This is a genomic window from Chitinophaga sp. MM2321, assembly GCF_964033635.1.
GTDB lineage: Bacteria > Bacteroidota > Bacteroidia > Chitinophagales > Chitinophagaceae > Chitinophaga.
Window position 1 is genome coordinate 4,394,067 of the sequence record NZ_OZ035533.1, and the last position, 23,790, is coordinate 4,417,856.

Sequence of the window (23,790 nt, forward strand, 5' to 3'; positions counted from 1 at the left end):
AATTGTTGATAAAAAACAGCTCGTCATCTCTTTCTCTTCACACATCTTTTACAAGCTTACATTGAGTCCGAAAAGGAACATCTTTGACTGCGGATAAGCACCATTGTCCATACCGATGGAGATATTCCTGTTATCATTTATGCTGGTAGCCTGTGTAGCATCAGCAGCAGCACCCAGCCCGCTGCCATTGGAACTTACTTCCGGATCAAAGCCTTTATATTTCGTGATAGTGATCAGGTTATTACCGGATACATAGATGGTAGCTGCCGTTAATCCTATATGCCGCAGCAATTCAGGACTAAACCGGTACGACAGTGTAATGGTCTTGAACCGCAGATAAGAGCCATTCTCCAGGAAGCGGGTAGAGATCAGTGAATTGTTGGTGCTGCCATCTTTGGTAACGCCGGGAATATCGGTAACATCGCCTTCTTTGCGCCACCTGTTGAGAATGGCGGTACTCTGGTTGATCCCAAAGATCATCGCCTCTGATTCCAGCCTGGCGGCATTGAATATTTTATTTCCCTGTGAGCCCTGAATAAATACGGTCAGGTCGAAATTTTTATAGGTAAGTGTATTGGTTAATCCATATACAAAAGTAGGTTGCGCACTGCCAATAACGGTTCTATCTGTTGGAGAAGGATTGTGGGTGGTTTTGCCATCTTTAGTGAGATACAGCTGATCTCCATTAGCCGGATCCACACCTGCTGCGGTATAACCATAAAAGGCGCCCAGGCCGGAGCCTACGGCCAATGCGATAGCTTTACCCCTTGAATCCACATCGCCCCATGCATTGAGGAACTCTATATTATTAAAGATCCTGGTCACTTCATTTTTGTTGAAAGAAATGTTCAGGTCTGTACTCCATTTCAAATCAGGCTGATCGATATTGCGGGAAGAGATTAAAAATTCCTGTCCCACATTCCGGGTGGCAGCTCCGTTTACCGGTGCGGTGGCAAAGCCGGCCTGCGAAGGTAAAGGCAAATTGATCAGCACATTCTTCGTATTCTTTACATAAAAATCTGCGGTAAAGGACAAACGGTTATTCAGCAAGGTAGCATCAATACCCACATTGGTCTGGGTACTGGTTTCCCAGGTTAAGCTTTCCGGTGCAATAGATTTCGGCGTAACGGCGCCGGTAACCGGATCGATGCTGGACAAAGGCAGATAGCTATAGCTGCCGATACCTTCCTGGTTACCATTCTGCCCCCAGCCACCACGCAGTTTCAGGTCATTGATCACGGTTACATCTTTCATAAAATCTTCTCTTGATATTCTCCATCCGGCAGAAAAAGAAGGGAAGACAGCGTTTCTGTTACCCGGTGCAAATTTGGAAGAATTATCAGAGCGCACGTTTGCCTGGAACAGGTATTTATCATCATAATCATAGGTGATCCTGCCCAGGTAGGAGATCAGCGCCCATTCATCCACATAGGTGGTTGGCGGCGCATGCACGGAATCTCTCAGGAAGCTCTGTTCCCAGGGGAGGTTACGGTACTCCGGTTTCAGATAGGAGCCTGAAATACTTGTTTGTTCTGTATGCGAGTCCTGTACGGTCCAACCAGCCAATGCGGTGAGATGGCTTTTTCCGAAAGTTGTTTCGTAATGCAGCGTTTGTTCACTCAGCCAGGTGAAGTTGTTTAACTTAATCTGCTGATGTTTGGTGGTACCCGGATTTCTTCCGTTGGTAGTCAGGAAAGGATCCAGGAAATAGGTATTCTTGTTATTGGAGTAGTCGATACCAAAACGCGACTGGAACACCAGCCCTTTCCACAGCTTCACATCGGCGCCGATGTTGGATATCAGGCGGTCATTTATATTCTTGGTCCAGGAACCCAGGATGCTGCCCAGCGGATTCTCCCAGCCATTACCCAGCGTATTTAAACCAATGGTACCATCGGGATTAAATTTGGGCGTGATAGCGGGCGTTTCCAGGGCAGATAATACGACCCCGCCCCTGGCCACGCTCTGGTTATCTTTGGAGTCGTTGAAATGCGAACGTGACATAGATGTATTGGTCATCACTGTCAGCCAGTCTGTTGCTTTGGTGGTGATATTCACCCGGGCACTGGCCCGGTTGTAAATCGCCGGCTTGATGATCCCTGTCTGATCGGCATAATTCAACGAAATATAATGTTGTGTTTTTTCTGTGCCACCGGAAACGGAGAGCTGGTAATTCTGCTGGTTACCGTTCCGGAAAACTTCATCAGGCCAGTTGATGTTATTCGCTGCCACCATGGCATCTGTCACAGTACCGGGGCCTTTCAGCTCATTAACGAAATCCTGGTACTGTTTTGCATTGATCACCGGTAGCATTTTTGAAGGAGACGTAATACCGTAGTAGGTACTGAAATCAATCGACGATTTCCCGCTGACACCTCTTTTGGTGGTGATCACCACCACCCCGTTGGCCGCGCGGGTACCATATATAGAAGCAGAAGCCGCATCTTTCAACACAGAAATAGAAGCAATATCGTTGGGGTTGAGCGAAGTAATATCCGTCATCGGAATACCATCTACCACATATAGCGGTTCGTTGCCCGCGCTGATAGAAGAAGCGCCCCTGATACGGATAGATAAACCAGCTCCCGGCTTACCAGAATTAGATACTACCTGTACGCCGGCTGCCTTACCCTGCAAAGCCTCGCCTGCATCTACAATGGGACGGTTGGCAATATCGGCGGCAGTGACCACAGAAACCGCACCGGTAAGATCTTTTTTGCGCTGGGAGCCATAACCTACTACAATCACTTCATCGAGCTTGCCTACAGATGCTGCCAGTTTGATGGTGAGGGTTGTCTGATTGTTGATCACAACTTCCGTAGAAGTAAACCCCAGGCTGGATACCACCAATACTTTATCACTTTCCTGGATGTTGAGTTTAAAATTACCATCGATATCGGTGGTGGTACCTCTCGAAGTACCTTTTACGGCGATGCTGGCGCCCAGTACCGGATCACCATGATCGTCAACCACCCTGCCGGTGATGGTGCCGGGTGGCGCCTGCACGGGCGACAACGCGGCTTCCAGCTTTACTGCAGCTTCCGGTTGCGTAGCAGGAAACAGCAGGATCTTATCTTCCACTATTTTATAACTGATGTTCAGTGGTTTTAAGATCTCTTCTATAAACTGGCTGATGGTTTTATTTACCATGCGCAGCGATACTTTCCGGTCGGCCTGGATGGCATTGCTGCTGTAAACAAATTTTACACCGGTTTGCGCCTGGATGTTGGCGATCACTTTTACCAATGTCCGGTTGTTGACAGATAAAGAAAGCTGCCGGTCAAGTATTTCCTGCGCTTTGCTATCCTTGGCTGATAACGTGACGGTACATAAAAGTATAAGAATGAGTGGTACAATGGTGTTTCTCATGACAGTGGATACCAAAGCAATCAATTGCTTCTTTCTCATAACAGTAAATTTTTCAGTTTAAAAAACCTATTTACAGCCGCTTCCCTTGATCAGGATCCTGGTTCCTTTTATTTCATATGTGGCGTTGATAACACGGGTAATCATATCCAGTTTGGTGTAGAGTGATTGTTCGGTTACATCCCCGGTAAAAATGCAGTGGTATAAATTGTCGTTTTCCACTACAATTTCAATCCCGTAAGCCTTTTCCAGCGCCGATAGCACGTCTGCTATGGGCTTGCCTTCAAATACAAAGGCGGGTGGAGTAATAGCCGTAGCGTGGCGGTCGGCCGTGAGCGGCTCCGGCGCTTCTACCAGCGTAGTTTCAAATTCCCGTTTATCGTTTTTGTAGATCCCCTTCTGATTTGGTGTGAGAATAATGCCTTTGGCGGCAGATTCCCCGGCAGGTAGCAACGCCGGGTTTTCAAATACCTGTACTTTTCCCGTACGTACATTCACTTCTACCTGGTTATGTAATTTATTTTGTAAGACAGAAAAACTGGTGCCCAGCACCTGTGTAACAATACTATTGCTGTATACTAAAAAGGGGGTATGCGCGCTGTTGCTGATCTCAAAAAACGCTTCCCCGCTTAAATAGACCTCTCTTTTGGCGCCCAGGAAATGCCGGGCATATGTGATGCGGGCTCCCGGCTGCAACACAATGGCAGTGCCATCTTCCAGCTGTACCCGCTGTGGTTGAACGGATGTATTTTCAGTGCTCAGCTGATCCGTTACGGCGGCGGTATAAGTTATGTGGGCAGGCGTGGCGGGTCTGTTCAACAACAAATAAGCGGCGGTAGCGATCACCGTAAAAACAGCCGCGGCTGCTATCCAGCGGGAGAAACTCCTCCGCCGTTTTGACAACCGGAATACTTTGTCCGTATGCCGCTCCGCAGATAAAATATTGGTAACGATGCGTTGCGCCCGATGCGGCGCCAGGTCGGCGCCCACCAGCTGTTCCCGTTGCAGCATGCCGGCAATATTTTCTTCCAGCAGCTCATTGTACAACCCGCTATCGATCAGCGTAAACAGTTCATGGTGCTGCGCGGGGGAGATATCACCCGAAATGTATTCCTTCAGCAAAGCCTGGAATCGCACACCCTCCATAACAACTGTTTTTATGACTGGCTAAAAGCAGCCCTACTATAACAGACAACTGAAAAAGCCCCCCGGAGTACAAGCCTTAAAATTATTTTTTACCTATCAGGAGTAGAATGACAAACACCACCCCGTTTTGCCGTAAAAAAGTACGAATAGCATCCAATGCCCGGGCCATATGGGTTTTAACCGTTAAAGGAGAAAGGGATAACCGCTGCGCGATTTCCTCGTAAGAAAGATATTGTTCTTTACCCAGCTTATATACCAACTGTTGTTGCTTCGGCAACTGTGCAATGGCCTCCGCCAACAGTTGCCGGTATTGCTCCGTAATCACCTTTTCATCCGCATTCCCTTCATCCACCTGTGTTTCTTTCAACCACCGCTCCCTGGCCGTCCATTCATGCGCCGTTTTCTTGATAGCATTGAGCACGAAATTCTTTGTAACCGTATATAACCAGGCTTCCAGCGAATGAATGCCTGTCAGCTCTTTGCGCTGGAACCATAGTTTCAGGAAGATGTCCTGCACGATCTCCTCTGCAATAGCCGGAGATTTCAGGTACACCACCGCTACCTTGTACACGTGGTTGCGGTACCGGTCGAAAATAAGCTGGAAAGCATATTCACTGTCCTCCGCGAGGAGGGCGAGCAAAGTGGATTCCTCGTATTGCTGGTAGGATGACACCGGGAGTGATTGTAGTGTAAAATTAGGGGATTTTTGGGAGGTGGGGGTGTTTCGTTTTCGGGGAGGTACTTTGAAGGAAAGGGCCGATTCGTGGAATCAGCCCTTATGGAAATTGATTAGCTGGCAATGAATTCACCACGGGTATGAATTGCCGTTAGTATACGAGCTAATAATCGTTGGCAATAAAGGTTACATATCTATCCGGACAATCAATACTATTCGGTATTATAGAAACAGCTACTAATCTAATGCCTCCGAAAGTGTAACCCGTAACAGGCACAGTACATATTCCACTTCCAGCTTCACCCGTATACAGCACGTGATTATTCCTTGCTTTAAAAGCCAATGCGCCACCAGCAATTACTAAAACACCTAGAGCTGTTAACATGGTTCTTGCTTTATTCATAATGGTTGCTTTTAAAATCAAAAGCTTATTTGATGAAATGCGCTCATTCCTTTCTAATGGTTTTCAGTTTCCCAATGTAAATTGATCATCTTCTATCTTGCTTACAATCAAAATTATTTCGACCATCATGTTAGATCCGATAAGCATTTAGCATGATATTTCAATCAATAATTATACATGGTTAGAATCTGATAAATAACCTGGAGTTTCAATTGCCTTACTTGGTATGGATAATCACTTTGAGCTATCACTTAAATCTTCTTTGAGGGTTCTTTTCAAGGTAAGCCCCGCAGAAATTGGTCATATAGTTTATTGCTAAATAAAAAGACAATAAAAGGGCTGTTTAAAAATCATTCCGCTTAGAGTTAGGAATCAAATATTAAAGGTTGTAGTTGTATAAGTAGGGTAGCATGGACCAGGTATTTTTGTCGCAGGTACCAAAATAACCCCTGTATCGGTGATTTTAGCACCTGTCTTTAAAACAGTGCAATTACCCTTTTCTGATTCTTGGGTATAAATATATTGAGAAATCCTGGCTTTAAAAGCTAGTGTTCCACCAACCGTTGCTAAAACAGCAACCGCTGTCAACATAATTTTTGCTCTTTTCATAGTAAAAATGCTCTTTAAATCAAAAAGCTAAACTTTAGTTAATAAAACATGCCTACTCTTTTCTAATGGTTTTCGGCTTCTCCATGTAAATATTCTACACAAATCAGATGGCTTCTTGGGCTCCTTCATGGAACCACTCTGTGATATCAGTACTATTAAAATCCATCATAATTTCAACGATTATACGTCCACCTAATAAAACTATCAGGAAAATCAATAGAACTGGATAACGTAGACACAGCTACGTAATCTTCAGTATTATCATAATAATATATATAGTTGAACATAGCGCATACTTTGCTTTTGGCAGGTCCTATATAGAGAATAGAGCAAATACTGAAACCTTACATAAAGGCTAACGTTCCATCACCTACCCATAAAACAATAACTGTTATTAACACAATTCTCACCTTTTCCAGAATAGAGGTTATTTCCAAACTAAAAAACTAAACTTAATGCCAATTAAATTTATCTGCACTTTTATAATTCCCGTTGTCGTCGGTTTCTCTACCTAATTTCAGGTTATATATACTACAATCAATCACTAAGAAACGTAGCATAGGCAGGAAAAAGAGACATATAGAAATTCCATTTACGGTCATGAGGAATCATTAGCCAATCAACCATTTAATTAAAATTACACAATTAAGATTTCAAAAAATAAAATACTTTTTTTTGTTGCCTGTGCCGTATTCTGTAGCTGATGGCTTTAGGCTGCGTTGTTTTTGCAGGCCTTCTTGCTATCTTACCCATCTCAAAATAACCGTAATCGGTATCCTCCGTCGCAAAACGAAGTATGATGACAGCTATCCAATCCCCGGGAAGTATTCAACTCGGAATATCCGATAAAATAAGTCCACTTACAAAAGTGTATAATGCCCTTCCCTCATTTTATACCCAATACAGCGTTAATGGGGCCATAGTGCAATATACGGAGGGTAACTTCGGTTGTTTTTTCCGGCAGGAGTTGCATAACAAGGACTGGATCATTGGGTGGATGAATATTTTCATTACGCACCCACAGGTATTATGTGTGGTCTCCGCACTTCCTGTAGTGACGTTGCAGCTAAACTTGGAAGGCTCTTTTTGCACCAAGTATGGTCCACTCATGACATCACCCGGGGAATGTTCCCTTCTGTATATACCACCACGCTCAAAACATCGTTGCTATTTTAAGAAGGGTAATTACGAAACAGTCTTCATATCTTTTTCATCGCGCTACTTGGAAATATTCATGGACCAGCATCCACTATTACATACCCTCTACCAGAACCAACAACAACATGGACCTAACACAGCAGCTCTGCCATTCTTCTATCTACCTCCTCTGGGGTTGGAAATATTACATAAGATCCGGCACTGCAATCAGGAAGGCCCGCTGCGGCAATTCAGACTTCAATGTTGGATCAATGAATTATTACTTTTATACTTTACCTCCATTGAACAAATGAACAAGCCTACAGCAAAGCATAAAGCAGACCAAGAAAAAAGATTACAAATTGTAGAAGATTACATCAAAAAAAATTACCAGTCAAGGATTACAATCCCGGAACTGAGTAGGATAGCCGGCCTGAATACAACTAGTTTTGAGAAAGGCTTCAAGAAGCTGTTTAGACGAAATCCTAGAGAACACCTGGAGCATTACCGGATCGAGCAGGCAGCGCATTTGCTGAAGACGACAACACAATCTGTTAAGGAAATCACCTATGCAATTGGCTTCACCGATCCAAACCATTTTTCACAGGTATTTAAGAAACATTTCAACTGCACCCCAATTTCATTTCGAAAAAATGGAGAACCTTTACATACAAATATTAGCAATAGATAGCCTTTATCTTCTCGGAAAATTCATACTTTTTATTTGAAATAATGAAGATGATTACGAAAGTATTTTAAGAGATTTATAACAACAAAAAAAAACATTGCAGAAAACCCAAAGCTGGAATTATATTACCAACAACTATCATTTTCACTATGAATCTATTATTACTTAACCGGTAATATCCTTTCTTTAAGATGACTAAAAAAGTTATTATTATAGGCTCGGGACACGCAAGCCTTATTGCGGCTAGTGCATTGCTACAGCGAACAGATATTGTTCCTGTTATCCTGCAGTCATCAGGCAGCACTTTTATTACGCATGGAATGATCGACCAGCAGCAATCTTATATATATTACAATAATAAATTATTCCCCAATCCGGTACAACTCTCCCTTGATCTATTATATAAAATGGGCATATCTGCCAGCCTTCGCATAATTACCTCCTATCTGGCTTCACAACTATTTCCTAGCAGGAGGCAAAAGACACTGGAAGATGTAATGATTAATCGTTACGGCAAAAGCGTTTACAAATCATTTTATAAAGACTATATCGAGAAGCTATATGGTATGGCTTGCCGAGAAATTCCTGCTACCTGGGGAGTAGCTCCTATGGACTATGTAGCTATAGATCCTTCCCTCTCCAGCCAAGTAACCACGGTGGGAGGCAAGATCTTCCCATATCACCAAACAAAGGAAATCAACATGCAAGAAGACAAGATCACTTCCATCATCGCCATCAACAATTTAACAGAGGAAGTGATTACCGTAAAAGGCGACTATTTCATTTCTACCATGCCAGTGCAGGATTTTGTCACCAGCATGAATGGACAAACACCATATGAAGTGAAAGGAGTAGTTGCTGGTCTCCAATATCGAAACAGAGTCTCCATTGGTATTCTCTTGAAAAAATTATCCTTCCTGAGTAAAGCCACCGGTGAATGGAAACCACTGGACCTGCGGAACAGTGTTATCTATATCGCTGATAAGGATCTAAAGGTAGGATGTATTCAGCTAACCATCCCATTAAAAGATTCCATATGGATAAACATGGAATACTATTGCGCACCCGCTGATGCCCTCTGGAAACTAGCTGACGAAGACTTCCAACAACTCGCTGTTTCAGAACTGGAAAAAAACGGCTTCGCTTGTGCTACTAATGTACTCGATACAACAATAACACGCACCGAAAAAGTATTTACTGTTTATTCTGGCACCTATGATCAGTTCAGCACCATTCATAGCTATTTGGTCAGGTATAAAAATCTGTTCTTCGTGGATGGCACGGCGACGCCTAAAGATACTAATACTGGACTCACAGCAATGGCTGCCGTAAATAATATTCTCGCAGATATGTCGGAGAAGGGGGATACCCGGGTAATAGAACCAATAACATCTATGTCTCCCAATGAAAGCAAGACTTTAAAAGAATATGTCTTTAATACCCCTGCAAACAAATGGTACTTATGGATGGCCATTCTTGGCGTTATCGTACAGTTTGTAGTGTTTAAGTACTTTTACCCGTTTGCAGGATTCATAGATGGAGATTCATATGTATACTTGGAAACAGCTTATCATAATCTTGATATAAACACCTACCCAATAGGTTATTCAAAGTTCTTACGACTATTTAGCGTTTTTACCAAGTACGATACTTTACTGATAGCGTTTCAATATTCTTTACTGCAGGTGAGTCTATTATCATTTATATACACGCTGTTCAAATTTCTCAAACCGGCGAAATGGATAAAAGTATCTCTTTTCGGATTTATGATTTTTAACCCGGTGCTATTGTATCTTAGCAATTATGTGTCAAGTGATGTATTATTCTTATCATTGAGTTTAATTTGGTTTACGTTGTTGCTTTGGATGATCTACAAGCCAACAAATCGATTAATTATATTACATGGAATAGTTCTACTTTTAGCCTTCACTGTTAGGTATAATGCCTTATGGTACCCAGCCATATCAGCATTGGCATTTCTGCTATCAAAACAAGGTTTATGGGTCAAAGTAACCGGGATGGCATTTGGGATAATACTTATCGGTGCATTTATCTGTTTTACCAGCAATAAATATTATAAACTAACAGGCATCAGTCAATTCACACCATTCACAGGTTGGCAGATGGCGAATAATGCGATGTATGCCTATCGCTACGTAGACAGCAGTGCAAGAAAACCTGTCCCTTCAAAGTTCAGAGAATTAGACAATATGATAAAAACCTATTTTGACACTACGCGCGATGTAAAAAAATACCCGGTGGAAATGTTGGTAGCAAGTACAATGTATATGTGGGATCCCCGATCACCATTACAACATTATATGAATAATCAGTTTAAAAAGGACACTACTGCAACATCCTTAAAACGTTGGGCAACCGTCGCTCCTCTATATGCTGATTACGGCGGCTATTTAATACGCCAATACCCATTTTATTTTGGAGAGCATTATTTGTGGCCAAATTTCTTAAAATATTATGTACCCCCAATTGAGTTCCTTGAAACATACAACATGAAAGTAGACAGCGTTCAGCCCATTGCTCGGGTATGGTTTCAATATAAAAATAATAAAGTACACACACACTTAAAAGATTTTAAGGTAACAGTTCTTAACTTTTATCCAATCATGGCAGCAGTTATAAATGTTGTCTTTTTATTCAGTATGGTGTTCGTGCTTGTTCTAGGCATTTACAAAAAAGTGCCATTGTTAAAAAATGTTTTATTGTTAGCCTTCGGTTTATGGATCACTAATTTAGGATTTAGTGTCTTTGCATCACCTATTGCCCTACGCTTTCAATTGTTCCCGTTATTTGTATCGACAGCATTTGCTTTTTTACTAATTGGAAACATTTGGAAGGTAGCTACCACAAAGGAATAATATTACACACACATATGATGCTTTATAAAAGTTCAGCCATATGAAACAAACAATTCTTATAGAAGCCATCTCTCTATTATTTGTCATTTTATTCTTGTACACGGGTATCAGCAAAATGATCGAATATCCATTATTCAGAGAAGTAATTTCACAATCGGTCTTTTTACAACCATTTTCTTCTTGGATAGCTCGTCTGATACCAATAACAGAAATCATTATTTCCATTTTACTATTTATCCCATTTAGTCGCTTACATGGATTATATGCAGCATTTAGTCTGATGTTAGTTTTCACAGGCTATACTATATATATCCTTAATTTTAGTCCTCACCTGCCTTGTGGATGTGGTGGAATACTGGAATCCATGACATGGCCAATGCACTTAATATTTAATATTATTTCGACCATCATAGCACTTATTGGTATTTACCTAAAAAGAAACCAGAGGAAGAAAATGAATATGCCTATACATCAAAATTAATATAATACATATACCAAACGCAATCCAATATGAGAAAGATGCGGTTAATCCTGCTATTTGTAAGTTGTATGGGATGTTTCACACCTCCTCCCTTTAAAAGTGGGCTAGAAGGAAATAAACTACCTTCTTTCAAACTCTTACTTATTGATAGCATTACATCCTTTGACACCAATGTGTTGTCAGATGGAAAAGCAATAGTGCTATTTTATTTTACACCATCTTGCCCCTACTGCCGGGCACAAACATCAACTATGCTAGCTAATATGGATGCTTTGAAAGATATTCAATTCTGTTTATTGACACCAGCTCCTTTTCCTGCATTCAAAAAATTCTATACCGAATATCATTTAGAAAAGTATAACAATATAACGGCAGGTATTGACAACAATAATTCCTTTGGCGAACACTTCAAAGTAACAAAGGTACCTTACACAGCTATTTATACCCATCATAAACTATTAAAGCAGGTAATAATCGGACAAATCGACGCGCATAAGATCAGGGACCTCACAACAAATTAAAAATGTTGCGTAACATATGTCGGCATTTGTACTTGCAAGTAAAGCCGGCCATTTACATGGGGAAGCCGAAAACCATTAAAAAAGAGTAGGCACATTCTCATCAAACAAAGTTTAGCTTTTTGATTTAAAAAGCAACCTTTATTATGAAAAGAGCAAAATTAATGTTAACAGCAATAGCCATTTTAGCAGTAGTTGGTGGCGCATTGGCTTCTAAAGCTCGGATTAATCACTTTGTATATACCCAAGCAGGAGGAGCAGGCAATTGCACTGTTTTACAGACAGGTGCTAAAATCACCGATGTAGGATCCGTAAAAGTACCAGTTGCAGAAGCCTCCGGCGCTTGCACTACTACAATTTATACAGTTGCTACTTCAGACCTTTAATTCTAATAGCAATGAATTTTTGATAGTTCTCAACAGTTCCAATGAATTCATTGCCGGTTAGACATTAACCTTTCGAAATAAAAGAAGCTGTTTAAGTATTGAAAAACAAGCCTCTTTCAAAATTCAAGAGGCTGTCTCGTAAGTACGAGACAGCCTCTTTTTCAGGTAGTGATGGAGACATTTTGTCTTATAAACAACTTTCAGGCACTTAATTCATTATTGGGGACTATTTGAATAAGTATGTGAACTTAAAAATCGGAATTCAATTTAGGGACTAAACTTTGCCTCTCGAATCAAAATGGCTAAAAATTGATTTAAGATCACCCCCTAGCTTCTGATAGACACCTTTTTTGAGGCCTCTTAAAGTCAAATATACGAATTTCAATACTCCGTCATTATTTCAAAAACTGTGCAAACATATAACGATCTAACTATTAAGAATCATTATTAAGCTGATCAGAAATAGAAATACTACACTGCATGCTCCTACTCTGGCTTTAATACTGAATTTCGCTAACCAGTCCAGTTCCAGGTGTCCGTATATTGCTATCTAACTCTAGTCCATTATCAATTCCTTTCAACTTTGCAGAAACTCCCCTTGTCATCCATATTGGTGCGCTTGCACCCTTTAAATAATGATCAAAAAACTGCTTCATGCGTATGGTCAGATCAATTGCAGCACGACCAAATACTATGTGATCCTCTTTGTCATACTGTAACATCCAAGCCTTCTTCCCCAATCTACGTAATCCTGTAAAAAAAGCCACCCCTTCTATAAATGGAATATCACCATCCATTCTATTACTCATCATTAAAAGTGGAGTAGAAACTTTATCTATATTAAATATTGGAGAGTTTTCTATGTACAAATCCGGTCTTTGCCATAAGGTAGCACCAATCCGTTGGTAGCGCAATTCCATTCCACTCTTCCGGGTATCACCACTCGCACGAACTCCGCCATAAAGGCTGACGAAATCAGAAAAGCCAGATGCAGACATCGCTGCAGCAAATAGATTTGTCTGCGTGATTACATAATTGGTTTGATACCCACCTCGGCTGTGCCCCTGTATACCCATCCTCGTACTGTCTACCCAAGGAAATTTAGCTAGGTACTCCGCAGCTGATACGATCGAATTAACCGCACTACTACCTGGATGACCAATTTTATAGTGTATATCAGGTGTAAATACAAGGTAGCCACTACTTACATAAAAAGGAATATTAATTGATCCCCTACTCATCTCCGGTTTGATAAATCCATGTAGGTCCTCCGACAATCTTTCATAATAATAAAACAGAACTGGATACTTCTTCTTTGGATCAAAATCTTCAGGTTTATAGAGTATCCCCTGCGACAAACTTCCATCCAATGTTTTCCATGTCACCAATTCAGTTGTAAGCCAATTATATTGCTTTTCAGGATGCAGGTTGGTTAATGGAATAAACTGTTTAAAATCACTTGTATAGAAATAATTAGGCGATTCAGTAGCACTCATGCGTCTTACCAAGTATATTTCAGCATCCTTGGCTTTTATTGGGCGAATAGGGGATATATTTTCACTTTCGTTAGTCCCCTGAAAAATGTAAGGTCCCATGGTAAGTAGTACCGGATTTCTTTCCACGCCTAAAGTCACGCTGTAAAACCCTCCATCTTTATTACTCCTATTAAACGCATTCAAAACAAGCTGTTCATTTGGTTTAATAATGGGTGGGGGCCAAGCTCCCATCGCCAATCGAAATACAATATTGTTCCTTCTTCCATAATCATTAGTAAAATTAACAGACCGCTTCCTTCCTGTGAGGTCCACTTGGAAAATATCATTTTGATCATACAAGAGTACTGCCTCATCATGTAGCACCCATCCAGCTATACCAATGGGTAAATAAGCAGCCATAGGTATATCTCTGTCTTTATAAGTTGTCCATCGACCCTTAATTCCTTGTGTAATATTCCGCGTTCTTCCTGTAAGGATCTCATAAGCAAAGTAATCTTTCTGGGTGGCACTATAATAAACAACAAACTTCCCTTCCGGAGATAGTTGGTACGAGTTCGCAATACTTTCAGGTAATTTATCATTTAACAATCTCCTGGACCCATCTTTTATTGATACTAAATAAACAGATGACTGAGCAGTCTTATTCCAGTTCCATTCATTACCCAAGTCCCCTTCCCCTTTTCGAAGTAGTACAAAACCCTTCTTATTTTCACTATTAATAGAAAAAAATAAACTCTCCCCTCCCAAATGTTCCAATTGAAGGATGCTATTATCAGAAAGATGAATAACAGCTTCATATCTTTGATCATGACTAATTTCATTCAATTGCTGCGATTGTAATTTTGGATCGATATAGCTCCATATGTCAACCATCACATCTAGCCGCTCAGAAATCGGGCTACTCTTCTCCCGCAAATTAAAAAAAATGCTCTTCCCATCTTCACTAAAATTAGTAATACTACCTAATTCCAAATTCTCCTTAATACCAGATGAGTTATCATCAGCTATTCGTATGGCTTTATCTGCACCCAACCTATAATACCAAAAGGAAATCGTTGCTATACCAGGAGCGTCTATTGCGGTAAAAGCTAGCTGACTATCTTTACTATCAAAAACAACCCCATCAGCATTCATCCCTTCCCATATCGTGATATTCCTATTCCTTATCAGGTCAACCCATTTCAAAGACTGCATAGTAATGCTATCTTTTTTAAGTTCAGTTCTTAATAACATTCCCCTCCCATCATCTGTGAATTTATAATCCTTTACATTCTTAAAATATTTCTTACAATTTGTTAACAGATTACATAAAACCAACTCCTTTCCAACATTATTAAGTTGGTAAGCTAACCATTCTTCTTTACCATGATTGGGGAGTTTGAAAGAAATAACATGAGGAATATACTCAATATTTGAATTGCCTAATTTAACAATACCTAAACTATCATCAGTTTTAAAAATCATCTTGCGGCTGTCGGCTGTCATTTGGCCGCCCTCCCCTCTCTCAATCTCCAAGTTCCAACTTGTATGTATTGACTGTATGACTAAGGTATGCTGTCCAACTGGTTTGTTATAGATAGTATATAATGCATAATTTCCATCATTCCCTATCATTGGGTTGCCAACCAATGGCCATTCCCTAAAAACGCTTGTATCAATAAGGGGTTTTTGGCCGAAACTGTAGCAGGTACAAAATATGAACCACACGCAAAAAAAGAACCTCATAAATGAATATAATTAAATAATGGATGATTACCTCAATCGCTGGTGCACAGAGAAAATAATTCTCTATTTATACCCATTTAAGTTACAAAAAAGAGTGGTCAATATGAAATATTTATAACCTATTCATAAATATTTTACCACAAATTAGAAAGCCTAATTCACTGTCCAGGTAGGCTCGTTCTTTCTCATTTTACCAATCGTTCGCTCATAAATCTCTATTTCATTTTTGAATGCAGCAATTACAATGCTATCCTTTTTACTTTCTGCTAGCTTCTTATTATTTTTGGCGATTTTCAATGCCCTTTCTTCCCAATACAATGCTTCTTTTGTCCTGCCAATTTTATACAGCAAATTCGCATAAGTGTCAATATTAGGCCCATCATTAGGAGTAGCCTTTACAATGATCTCCATCCAATTGACTCCTTTTCTTAGTACTACCATATCGTTACTATGCAAGAACATGACATTCCATATCATATTATTAGTAAAAAACTTCCCCATACCAATAGTATCAAGTCCATTTTTTTCAATTTTTAAGATATTATACTTCGCTACTTCTGGCCATGCTTTCTTTTCAGTATACCACCTTAATTGTGCATTTAAAAGTGCATTTTCGGCATAATATCTATTAAACTTCCTCGTAATAACATCCATCAACTTCTGCCAATCAGGGGTCCCAGCAATAGGTACCTCTTCTGGCCATAATCTGGGGTTTATTTCCTCCCTTACAATTGTCATCTCGACTATATATTCAGAAAACCCTTTACTATCCATTATTCTATCGACGGTGTCACCATCTAGATAAAATAATTCGAAGGCTTTGTCTTTTGAACATAGCAATTGACTGAAAGAGGTTAAGAATTCAATATTCCTCCTTGTGCACATATTCGTTCTGCTAAGTTTGTTCAAATAGAGATCAAAATAATCTCTAGCTATAGTATTTGCCAAGGCCATATTACCAATCTTCTTCGTTATATTTGATAAATACAGCATATGGGTCGAATCTCTTTCCCCTAGCTTATATCTATCCAACAAAGTATAGTATTGCTTATTCGGTGTTAGCGCATTAGACGCAAGTTGAAGAAAAAGGGTGTCAGGCATAGCACCCAGATACCTATGAACAATCTTACCTTCTGGAGAGAAGAAAAGATATGAAGGAAAGGCTGTGATTTTATATTGTAAATTGATATCCGCTGCCTCTTGATAAAATCTCTTAATCAGCTCATTGTCTTGTTTTGAAGTATCCATTTGTACTTTAACTGAAATAAATTTTTCGTTCAAGAGATCACCAACGACCCTCTTAGTATATACTTCTTTATCCATATACTTGCAAGGGCCGCACCAAGTAGCATAGCAGTCTACAAATATATACTTGTTTTCGCTTTTAGCTTTCGATAGCACTTGTTGCCAAGTCAGACCTTCCGAGAATTTTATACCTTTATCAATTTGAGCATTCACCATAAATGGTATAAAAATCACTAAAAAAATGAGCTGCTTCATATGTTTTTTTATTGTACTTCGGTAAGTAAATCGGGATCTCTAAACCCGGGGCTCTGCTAGAACGGAATATGACACTCTCGCGCCATTCCACTCCAATTATCCGACAGCCGGTTCCGAACCAAGTAGTGACCAAGGAGCAAAGGAATCTAGTCTACGCATGCATATACTGTACAACAATTTTATTTCTTTTACCTCACTCGTTGGAGATTCTTGTATTACTGTCTCACTCAGCGCGCAAGTTTTACATTAACAATGTGTATAAAGAATCTAAGTCTTACTTCGTAAAATTTACCGTAGTAATTAATCCTGCCTCTTAATACAGAATCTATCATCGATGCAATTTCCTGTATTTTATTTATTGCCCTCATCAATTTACACATCATCTGCTTTCAGTAAGAAACTGATCGTCTTTCGTAACACTCAATACCCTGCATTTTGTTCTAGTTGTGGCGCCATTAGTAATTCAGATAATGGAATGGGGTATAACTGGTCAGTAGTATTCCAGGTACCTCCTTTTTGGGGCGTAATCAAACTCATCACTTTGTCCACAGTACCCGTCCTTTTTAAATCCAACCAACGATGTCCCCATTCCCCAAATAGCTCTACCTGCCGTTCATGCATTATAGCAGCCAATAAAGCCGATTTTTCATGAACATCAGTATTAGTCAAGCCCGCACGATGCCGGATCATATTTAGATCAGAAGTAGCCCCAATAATATTATTTTGTTGCGCCCTTGCTTCTGCACGAATAAGCAATTGTTCTCCTAAGCGCAGTACCATGGAATATTCTGTAATAGGATCATTTAGTTTGGCACTTTTATACTTATAAGGATAGCTGTAAGTAATAGTGTCTACCGTAACACTATTAATCCAATCAATCCTTCTTTGATCACCTACCTCAAAGCTACCAAGCAAACTCTTACTTAAATAAATAGGCTTGCTATTGTTTGGGCCAGCAGGAGGAATAATAAAAAACCATGCATCTGGTGTATTTTGCCCAATATTTACTGGTTGCAATTGCCAGATTGCTTCTTTACTACTTTTACTGAATACGTTATTATTTAAGGAAACTGTATCAAATAAATTAGTATTATTAATAATAGTGGTAGCTTGCTGCTCAGCACCGCCCCAATCATTTGTATACAGATAGACCCTTGCTAGTAGTGCAGCCGCCGTCCATTTGTTCGGCCGTACTCTTTCCGTTGTAATTGTAAAAGCATCTCCTCCTACATAGTTTTCATTCAATAAATCCTCTGCGGATTTCAGATCCGTAATTATTTGTTGGTAAACAAGATCTTTGGGTATCCGGATAAGTTCCGCATTTATTGTATAATCAGTACTGATGGCAAGTGGCAAATTCCCATATAAATTAGTTAGGTAGAAATAACAAAAGGCCCTCATAAATTTCGCTTCTCCTATCAACTGCTTTTTCACTGCCGGGGTCAAACTACCAGCATTCATAAGCCCTTCAATAGCAGCATTGGTAACAAAAACAATCGGATATATGGCACTCCATAAGTCTGTTCCTGCTGCATTTGAATTGGTTAATTCATTTGAATAATAAAAATTAGCAGGTGTATTGGTTATCCCATTATACAGATTAAATTCATCCGCAGACAATCCATTAAACAAAGAGACGGTTCCTATTCCACTACTATTGACGGAAAAAGTAGTAGAACTCATTTGGGCGTATATGCCAGTAACAACAGCAATAGCATTAGCATCATTAGAATACACATTCCCCGAATTAGTACTGGTATAAGGAGTATTCACTTCAACAAGTTTCTTACAACCTGTTAAGCTTAATGTGAGTAGTGAGACCCCTGTTATTATTATAACGGCACATCTTACTATTTGTATATGGCCAGATACTTTCTTATTATGTTTATATGCTTTATTCATAATCTCGGTTTAACGCTTTTTGGAACTCAAATAAAGGCAATCATTACCAATCCAAATTATCAACTTCATAGCCCCACTTGCAAGCCAAAATTCCAGACTCTTAAAGGAGGTAACCCTAATCCTGTTTCAGGGTCAAGTCCCTTATATTTTGTTAGGGTTAATAAATTCTGACCCTGCAAATAAATACTGCCCTTTTTTAGATGTAATTTGTTCTTCCATTGCCCTGGTAGCTGCCATGAAAATGATAAATTCTTCAACCGAATGTAAGATGCATTTGAATATGAAGCATCACTGGTCATACTCGCAAAAACGGCTGGAAAAATCGCTCCATTATATGTGGCACTATATTGTTGATGAGAAGCGATATCATTTGGATGTTGCCAACGTTCTAACACCCATGTAGGTTGGTTGTTATTTCTAGTGCCCGGTAAACTACCCAGGAAAGAGCCGATCCTTGTTTGCTTCACAAATTGAAAAAGGAAATCTAACTGGAAATCTTTATAGCTGAAGCTGTTTTGGAAACCTCCATACCAAGTAGGAGCAGTATTAATTAAAACAGGTCTATCAGTCAAATAATTAGGATTTGTGGTAGGAGAACCATGTTCCGTAGTGAATTGGTAGATGCCAGAGGCAGGGTCAACTCCCTGTAAATGATATACCTTAATAGCTGTTATAGGCAGTCCAATTGTGTAGGAACTAGCATAACTGGAAGTTGCTAAATCCTTAAAAGCCAGTAATTTATTTTTAGGAATAGTAAGATTTATATTGCTAGACCACCTAAAATTACTAGATTTTAGATTAGTTGTATTTGCCGCAAATTCCCAACCTGAATTTTCTACAGTAGCTGGAATATTCTTTTGGACAGCGCCAAAACCTACAATAATAGGCAACCCATAACTTAATAACTGATTAGAAGAACGATTTTGATAATAATAAGTATTTAGTAAAATCTTATCCTTTGCCATCCCTAAGGATAATCCAACTTGCATCTTTTTCGTTTCCTCCCATTGCAGATAGGGATTGGCTAGTCCATTGGGTCGTAATGAAGCAATGCCTTGATAAGGAACACCGACATCGATAGGATTATACAAATTCAAAAATTGGTATTCTCCGATCTGATCATTGCCGGTTGTACCATAGCTTCCACTTAATTTACCGAAACTGATGAAGGGCAGCATTTTCTTCATAAAATCCTCCGATGAGAACACCCAGCCAAAACCAGTAGACCAAAAATCATGGAACTGATTCTCTGATCCAAAACGACTACTCCCATCTCGGCGGCCTGTCATATTCAGGATGTACTTTTCATTCCAGGTATAATTTAGTCGGCCAAATACCGCATTGTATTTATAAACGAAAACCACATTTGATGATGACAATACTGTGCTGGCGGAATGAATGTCCTTGAGTGCCTGATCACTGTTATAGTTGAAACCTATAAATTGCTGACCATTATTGTTATTCTGACTGATAGTAGCACCCATCAATGCATCCAACTTCCCTTTAGCAATAGACCTTTTATAAGTAACCTGCGGCTCAATTGTCCAAGATAGGACATTGTTATTCCCATAAATTGCTGTTCTAGAGGCATATGGCCGATCTTCAGGTCGTACTGCTATCAGAGGATTAATTGCAGTTTCGATAGATTGTATGTTAGTATAGCCAAAACTACTCCCAATATCCAGTCCGGGTAACAACTGGTACCTTGTTTGAATGTTACTAACCAAATTATTAGTTTTGAGACTATACTTTCGGTATAAAGATACCAACGGGTTATCCCAAGTGGCGGCACCTGTAGGTAGTGTTTCCCAATTAAGTGTACCATCTGCATTATAGAGCGATGGAGCAGTTGGCGCAAGCGTTCTTGCAGACGCCGTAAAATCATCACCGGGCAATTTATTATTATCAACCAAGTAATTACCGGATAAGCTAATGCGGAACTTCTGATTGACGGAAATACTACTAACATTGAACTGTAAAGATCCTTTCTGGTCGTCAAAATCACCAGGAAAAACCATCGTCTCACGTTTATAACCAGCCCCTACTAAAAATTGGGTCGTAGCATTTCCGCCGGAAATAGTAATATGGCCATCAGTATAGTGGGCAGTTCCGCCAATCAACTCTTTTTGCCAGTCAGTATAACGTGTAGTATCCCAAGTACCGTTAATATCATAATCCGTTGCACTGGTAGCTAGTCCATCATTACTAATGGCCTCATGTCGCATCAGCAGATACTGTGGTGTATTCAACAAGTTCGACCTACGGGTTACCTGTCCCCAGCCATTCTGAAGATTGACATCCACATTGGTTGGGCCTTGTCTCCCTTTTTTAGTAGTAATAAGAATCGCCCCATTCGCAGCGCGAGAACCATAAATAGCGGTAGCATCCGCATCTTTCAACACCTCAATGCTTTCAATATCTGCAGGGTTAATATAACTTAATGGATTCCCCACAGGACCAGAGTTATTAACCCCATTAATTACCATATTTCCACCAGAACTACCTAAAATCCCCCTAATCATTGGTAGTAATTGCGAATTATAAGGCACCCCATCAATTACATAGAACGGGTCATTACCATTCTTAAGACTATTTTGCCCCTGCACACGTACTGTCACGCCCCCTCCTGGGATACCATTCGTCTGGGTTACAAACAAACCTGGCACCCGTCCCTGTAAAGCCAGCAAGACATTGCCAACAGGCTGCATGGCGATTTCCGTTCCTTTCACAGTGTTTATATTACCTGTACTTAAACGCCTGCTAGTAGTACCATAGGCGATTACCTGCGTTTCGTCCAGCATATTAATCTTTAACAAGACCCTGACAAAAATCCGATCCTTCCCATCTACTTTTATCACTTCATTTTCATATCCCATACTGCTAATCAGGAGTATCGCATTATCATCTATATTTTTCAGCTCAAACTCTCCTCTTTCATTGGTGATAGTCCCTTTATCAGTTCCTTTCACCATCACAGTGGCGCCGGGTACAGGTGTTCCAGCGGCGTCCATCACCTTACCTGTGACTATGGGTTGCTCCTTCCACGCCCACCAGGTCTCAAAGATGTTTTTTTTTTCAGCATCGATACCGATCTTCCGTACTACCAGCACATCATCTGTAAAAATCCAGATGTATTTGCCTACCGGCAGTATTTCGTTCAATACTTTCTTCAGCTCTACATTTTTCACCTGCAGGGATATCCGTTCTTTGTTGGTAAACCCTGCATCCTTCCCGATGAAGGACAGGCCGGTTTGCTTACAGATCAGTTTAAACACATCCTCCATGGGCGCGTTTTTCACGTCAATACTTACCTTTTGGTCTTCATGCGCAAATTGCGCGTCACGAACAGTGGTGGCCATGGAGAGAAAAGGCAAACAGACAAATGTCAGCAGGATGGCCGGCAGATGCAGCGGTAGTATATGTTTTGCCATGAGGAAGGAATTTTGTTTAGTAGCAGAAAAGAATAAGCAATCAAGATGGAAATGGTATCACATGATTTTGATTAATGTCCTTACGCAGCCTTTAGGAGGTACAAGCGTAGTTATTGGGGGAGCAAGCAAGGAGAAATGCGGCGGCGCAGTTGTTATCGATATATCCTAAACGACCGGGGAGGAAAAAAGTACTATAACCCTTAACAATTTTTTCATGAAAAAATAATACGTACATTGGCTACTGTAAAAGATTTCGCAGCACACCACTTTGCGAATAAAAGGTTTTTTGTCCCCCCTTCCCCCGGCTTTCCAAACAGCTTCTAAATAATTACAGAATCACATTTGATTAACAAACATCAACACACTTTTAACAACGATTTGTTGGAAAATATCCTCATTATTGCAATCACATCGCTGAAGCATCGGAATCATTAACCAAAATAAATCCTCATGCAACCAAGCACAGACCACTTATTGATAACCACCCTGAAAAACGGAAGCGAATTTGCTTTCACAGAAATTTATAACCGCTTTTACCCCCGGTTACACATGGAAGCCAACTACCTGCTGCACGACAAAGACGAAGCAGCAGACCTGGTACAGGAAGTATTCGTAAACATGTGGATCCGCAGAGATGAACTGCCGGAAAATATCTTTCTGAAAAGTTACCTCTCCACCTGCCTGCGTAACAAGTGTCTCGACCGGATGCGGAGAATAAACAGGCACCAAAAAAAAGTAAAAGTGTACGCAGGTAATATAGAGGAGTACACCCAACACGTTCCCATAGAACATAAAGAACTATTCCAGCAGATCCTGACGGCTATCAATGAGCTGCCGCTGGCACAGCGCCAGGTGTTTGAAATGGCCTACCTGGAAGACAGAAGTCACCGGGAAATCATGGAAGCAAAAGGCACTTCCCTGCAAACAATCAAGAATCAAATCAGCACCACGCTTAAAGTATTGAGAAAAAAATTAAAATCTGCATCGCTGGAATAGTACTTTTTTTTCTGCCGCTCGTTTAAATTATGTATACAATCAAAAAAATTCCGGGCTATGAGGGACCTACATGAAGCAGCATGGTTGACCATAGATGAAATTGCAGGAACCATCAGCCCTTCCGATCAACATTATTTAGATCTTTTAATCCTTGAAGATCAGGACGCCTTAGATGTCTGGGAATTGCTGCACAGCGATCTGGGTCCACGACTACAAGCGGAAGCGGCAGAAAGCCTGCGCATGAACCCCGCACAACAAGTGCTGGAGCAATGCAAAAATCAGCAGCGCCGGTCCCTTCGTAAAAAAACTATCATTGTTGCCACAGTGTTAATATTAATTGTATCAACCTGCTGGTATTTTATCCTTCGCAACGATAGTAAATGGAATAAATCAACCCGGGCTACAACAAGTAGCAGCCCAACCGTTAATAATAAATAACAATCACGGTATGAAA

General features: G+C 40.3%; 16 protein-coding genes. 7 read left to right on the forward strand and 9 right to left on the reverse strand.

The annotated features are described in order from the left end of the window. Positions 1-48 precede the first annotated feature (48 nt). From ABQ275_RS16970 to ABQ275_RS16990, 5 genes are all read right to left on the reverse strand, one after another. On the reverse strand, positions 49-3,408 hold the full coding sequence (locus ABQ275_RS16970) for a TonB-dependent receptor (RefSeq protein WP_349314342.1): 3,360 nt from the start codon (positions 3,406-3,408) through the stop codon (positions 49-51). 27 nt (positions 3,409-3,435) lie between these two features. Then, positions 3,436-4,512: a FecR domain-containing protein gene (locus ABQ275_RS16975; RefSeq protein WP_349314343.1), complete on the reverse strand. Its 1,077-nt coding sequence runs from the start codon at positions 4,510-4,512 to the stop codon at positions 3,436-3,438. Positions 4,513-4,594: 82 nt separating this feature from the next. After that, positions 4,595-5,185, reverse strand: coding sequence for an RNA polymerase sigma-70 factor (locus ABQ275_RS16980; RefSeq protein WP_349314344.1), 591 nt, complete (start codon positions 5,183-5,185; stop codon positions 4,595-4,597). Between the two features lie 166 nt (positions 5,186-5,351). Further along, positions 5,352-5,591: a hypothetical protein gene (locus ABQ275_RS16985; protein WP_349314345.1), complete on the reverse strand. Its 240-nt coding sequence runs from the start codon at positions 5,589-5,591 to the stop codon at positions 5,352-5,354. Between the two features lie 372 nt (positions 5,592-5,963). Next, positions 5,964-6,200, reverse strand: a complete 237-nt coding sequence (locus ABQ275_RS16990) for a hypothetical protein (RefSeq protein WP_349314346.1) — start codon at positions 6,198-6,200, stop codon at positions 5,964-5,966. Between the two features lie 796 nt (positions 6,201-6,996). On the opposite strand from ABQ275_RS16990, the gene ABQ275_RS16995 reads away from it, so the two are divergent. From ABQ275_RS16995 to ABQ275_RS17015, 5 genes are all read left to right on the forward strand, one after another. After that, a complete protein-coding gene (locus tag ABQ275_RS16995) occupies positions 6,997-8,028 on the forward strand; it encodes an AraC family transcriptional regulator (RefSeq protein ID WP_349314347.1) in 1,032 nt (343 codons plus the stop codon). A gap of 188 nt (positions 8,029-8,216) precedes the next feature. Then, complete coding sequence (locus ABQ275_RS17000) at positions 8,217-10,901, forward strand: hypothetical protein (protein ID WP_349314348.1); 2,685 nt, start codon at positions 8,217-8,219, stop codon at positions 10,899-10,901. Between the two features lie 40 nt (positions 10,902-10,941). After that, on the forward strand, positions 10,942-11,382 hold the full coding sequence (locus ABQ275_RS17005) for a MauE/DoxX family redox-associated membrane protein (RefSeq protein WP_349314349.1): 441 nt from the start codon (positions 10,942-10,944) through the stop codon (positions 11,380-11,382). A 68-nt stretch (positions 11,383-11,450) separates the two neighbouring features. Beyond that, positions 11,451-11,903 (forward strand): redoxin family protein, encoded by a 453-nt coding sequence (locus tag ABQ275_RS17010; protein ID WP_349318799.1) that lies wholly within the window; start codon positions 11,451-11,453, stop codon positions 11,901-11,903. Positions 11,904-12,046: 143 nt separating this feature from the next. Beyond that, positions 12,047-12,286, forward strand: a complete 240-nt coding sequence (locus ABQ275_RS17015) for a hypothetical protein (RefSeq protein WP_349314350.1) — start codon at positions 12,047-12,049, stop codon at positions 12,284-12,286. A 497-nt stretch (positions 12,287-12,783) separates the two neighbouring features. On the opposite strand, the gene ABQ275_RS17020 is transcribed toward ABQ275_RS17015, so the two are convergent. The 4 genes from ABQ275_RS17020 to ABQ275_RS17035 form a co-directional block, all read right to left on the reverse strand. Then, the gene (locus ABQ275_RS17020) at positions 12,784-15,297 is read right to left on the reverse strand and encodes a prolyl oligopeptidase family serine peptidase (RefSeq protein ID WP_349314351.1); all 2,514 of its coding nucleotides are present in this window, start codon (positions 15,295-15,297) and stop codon (positions 12,784-12,786) included. Positions 15,298-15,660: 363 nt separating this feature from the next. Further along, entirely contained in the window at positions 15,661-17,007 is a 1,347-nt protein-coding gene (locus tag ABQ275_RS17025) for a thioredoxin family protein (protein ID WP_349314352.1), read from the reverse strand. A 420-nt stretch (positions 17,008-17,427) separates the two neighbouring features. Next, a complete protein-coding gene (locus ABQ275_RS17030; protein WP_349314353.1) occupies positions 17,428-18,909 on the reverse strand; it encodes a RagB/SusD family nutrient uptake outer membrane protein in 1,482 nt (493 codons plus the stop codon). A 65-nt stretch (positions 18,910-18,974) separates the two neighbouring features. After that, positions 18,975-22,340, reverse strand: coding sequence for a SusC/RagA family TonB-linked outer membrane protein (locus ABQ275_RS17035; protein ID WP_349314354.1), 3,366 nt, complete (start codon positions 22,338-22,340; stop codon positions 18,975-18,977). 450 nt (positions 22,341-22,790) lie between these two features. On the opposite strand from ABQ275_RS17035, the gene ABQ275_RS17040 reads away from it, so the two are divergent. Further along, positions 22,791-23,336 (forward strand): sigma-70 family RNA polymerase sigma factor, encoded by a 546-nt coding sequence (locus tag ABQ275_RS17040; protein ID WP_349314355.1) that lies wholly within the window; start codon positions 22,791-22,793, stop codon positions 23,334-23,336. A gap of 57 nt (positions 23,337-23,393) precedes the next feature. Beyond that, the gene (locus ABQ275_RS17045; RefSeq protein WP_349314356.1) at positions 23,394-23,774 is read left to right on the forward strand and encodes a hypothetical protein; all 381 of its coding nucleotides are present in this window, start codon (positions 23,394-23,396) and stop codon (positions 23,772-23,774) included. The last annotated feature ends 16 nt before the right edge of the window (positions 23,775-23,790 follow it).

What these genes read in the sequence shown, in the direction of transcription:
- ABQ275_RS16970 (WP_349314342.1), bottom strand. Translation starts at nt 3,408, where the DNA reads ATGAGAAAGAAGCAATTGATTGCTTTGGTATCCACTGTCATGAGAAAC.
- ABQ275_RS16975 (WP_349314343.1), bottom strand. Translation starts at nt 4,512, where the DNA reads ATGGAGGGTGTGCGATTCCAGGCTTTGCTGAAGGAATACATTTCGGGT.
- ABQ275_RS16985 (WP_349314345.1), bottom strand. Translation starts at nt 5,591, where the DNA reads ATGAATAAAGCAAGAACCATGTTAACAGCTCTAGGTGTTTTAGTAATT.
- ABQ275_RS16990 (WP_349314346.1), bottom strand. Translation starts at nt 6,200, where the DNA reads ATGAAAAGAGCAAAAATTATGTTGACAGCGGTTGCTGTTTTAGCAACG.
- ABQ275_RS16995 (WP_349314347.1), top strand. Translation starts at nt 6,997, where the DNA reads ATGATGACAGCTATCCAATCCCCGGGAAGTATTCAACTCGGAATATCC.
- ABQ275_RS17000 (WP_349314348.1), top strand. Translation starts at nt 8,217, where the DNA reads ATGACTAAAAAAGTTATTATTATAGGCTCGGGACACGCAAGCCTTATT.
- ABQ275_RS17005 (WP_349314349.1), top strand. Translation starts at nt 10,942, where the DNA reads ATGAAACAAACAATTCTTATAGAAGCCATCTCTCTATTATTTGTCATT.
- ABQ275_RS17010 (WP_349318799.1), top strand. Translation starts at nt 11,451, where the DNA reads ATGGGATGTTTCACACCTCCTCCCTTTAAAAGTGGGCTAGAAGGAAAT.
- ABQ275_RS17015 (WP_349314350.1), top strand. Translation starts at nt 12,047, where the DNA reads ATGAAAAGAGCAAAATTAATGTTAACAGCAATAGCCATTTTAGCAGTA.
- ABQ275_RS17025 (WP_349314352.1), bottom strand. Translation starts at nt 17,007, where the DNA reads ATGAAGCAGCTCATTTTTTTAGTGATTTTTATACCATTTATGGTGAAT.
- ABQ275_RS17030 (WP_349314353.1), bottom strand. Translation starts at nt 18,909, where the DNA reads ATGAATAAAGCATATAAACATAATAAGAAAGTATCTGGCCATATACAA.
- ABQ275_RS17035 (WP_349314354.1), bottom strand. Translation starts at nt 22,340, where the DNA reads ATGGCAAAACATATACTACCGCTGCATCTGCCGGCCATCCTGCTGACA.
- ABQ275_RS17040 (WP_349314355.1), top strand. Translation starts at nt 22,791, where the DNA reads ATGCAACCAAGCACAGACCACTTATTGATAACCACCCTGAAAAACGGA.
- ABQ275_RS17045 (WP_349314356.1), top strand. Translation starts at nt 23,394, where the DNA reads ATGAGGGACCTACATGAAGCAGCATGGTTGACCATAGATGAAATTGCA.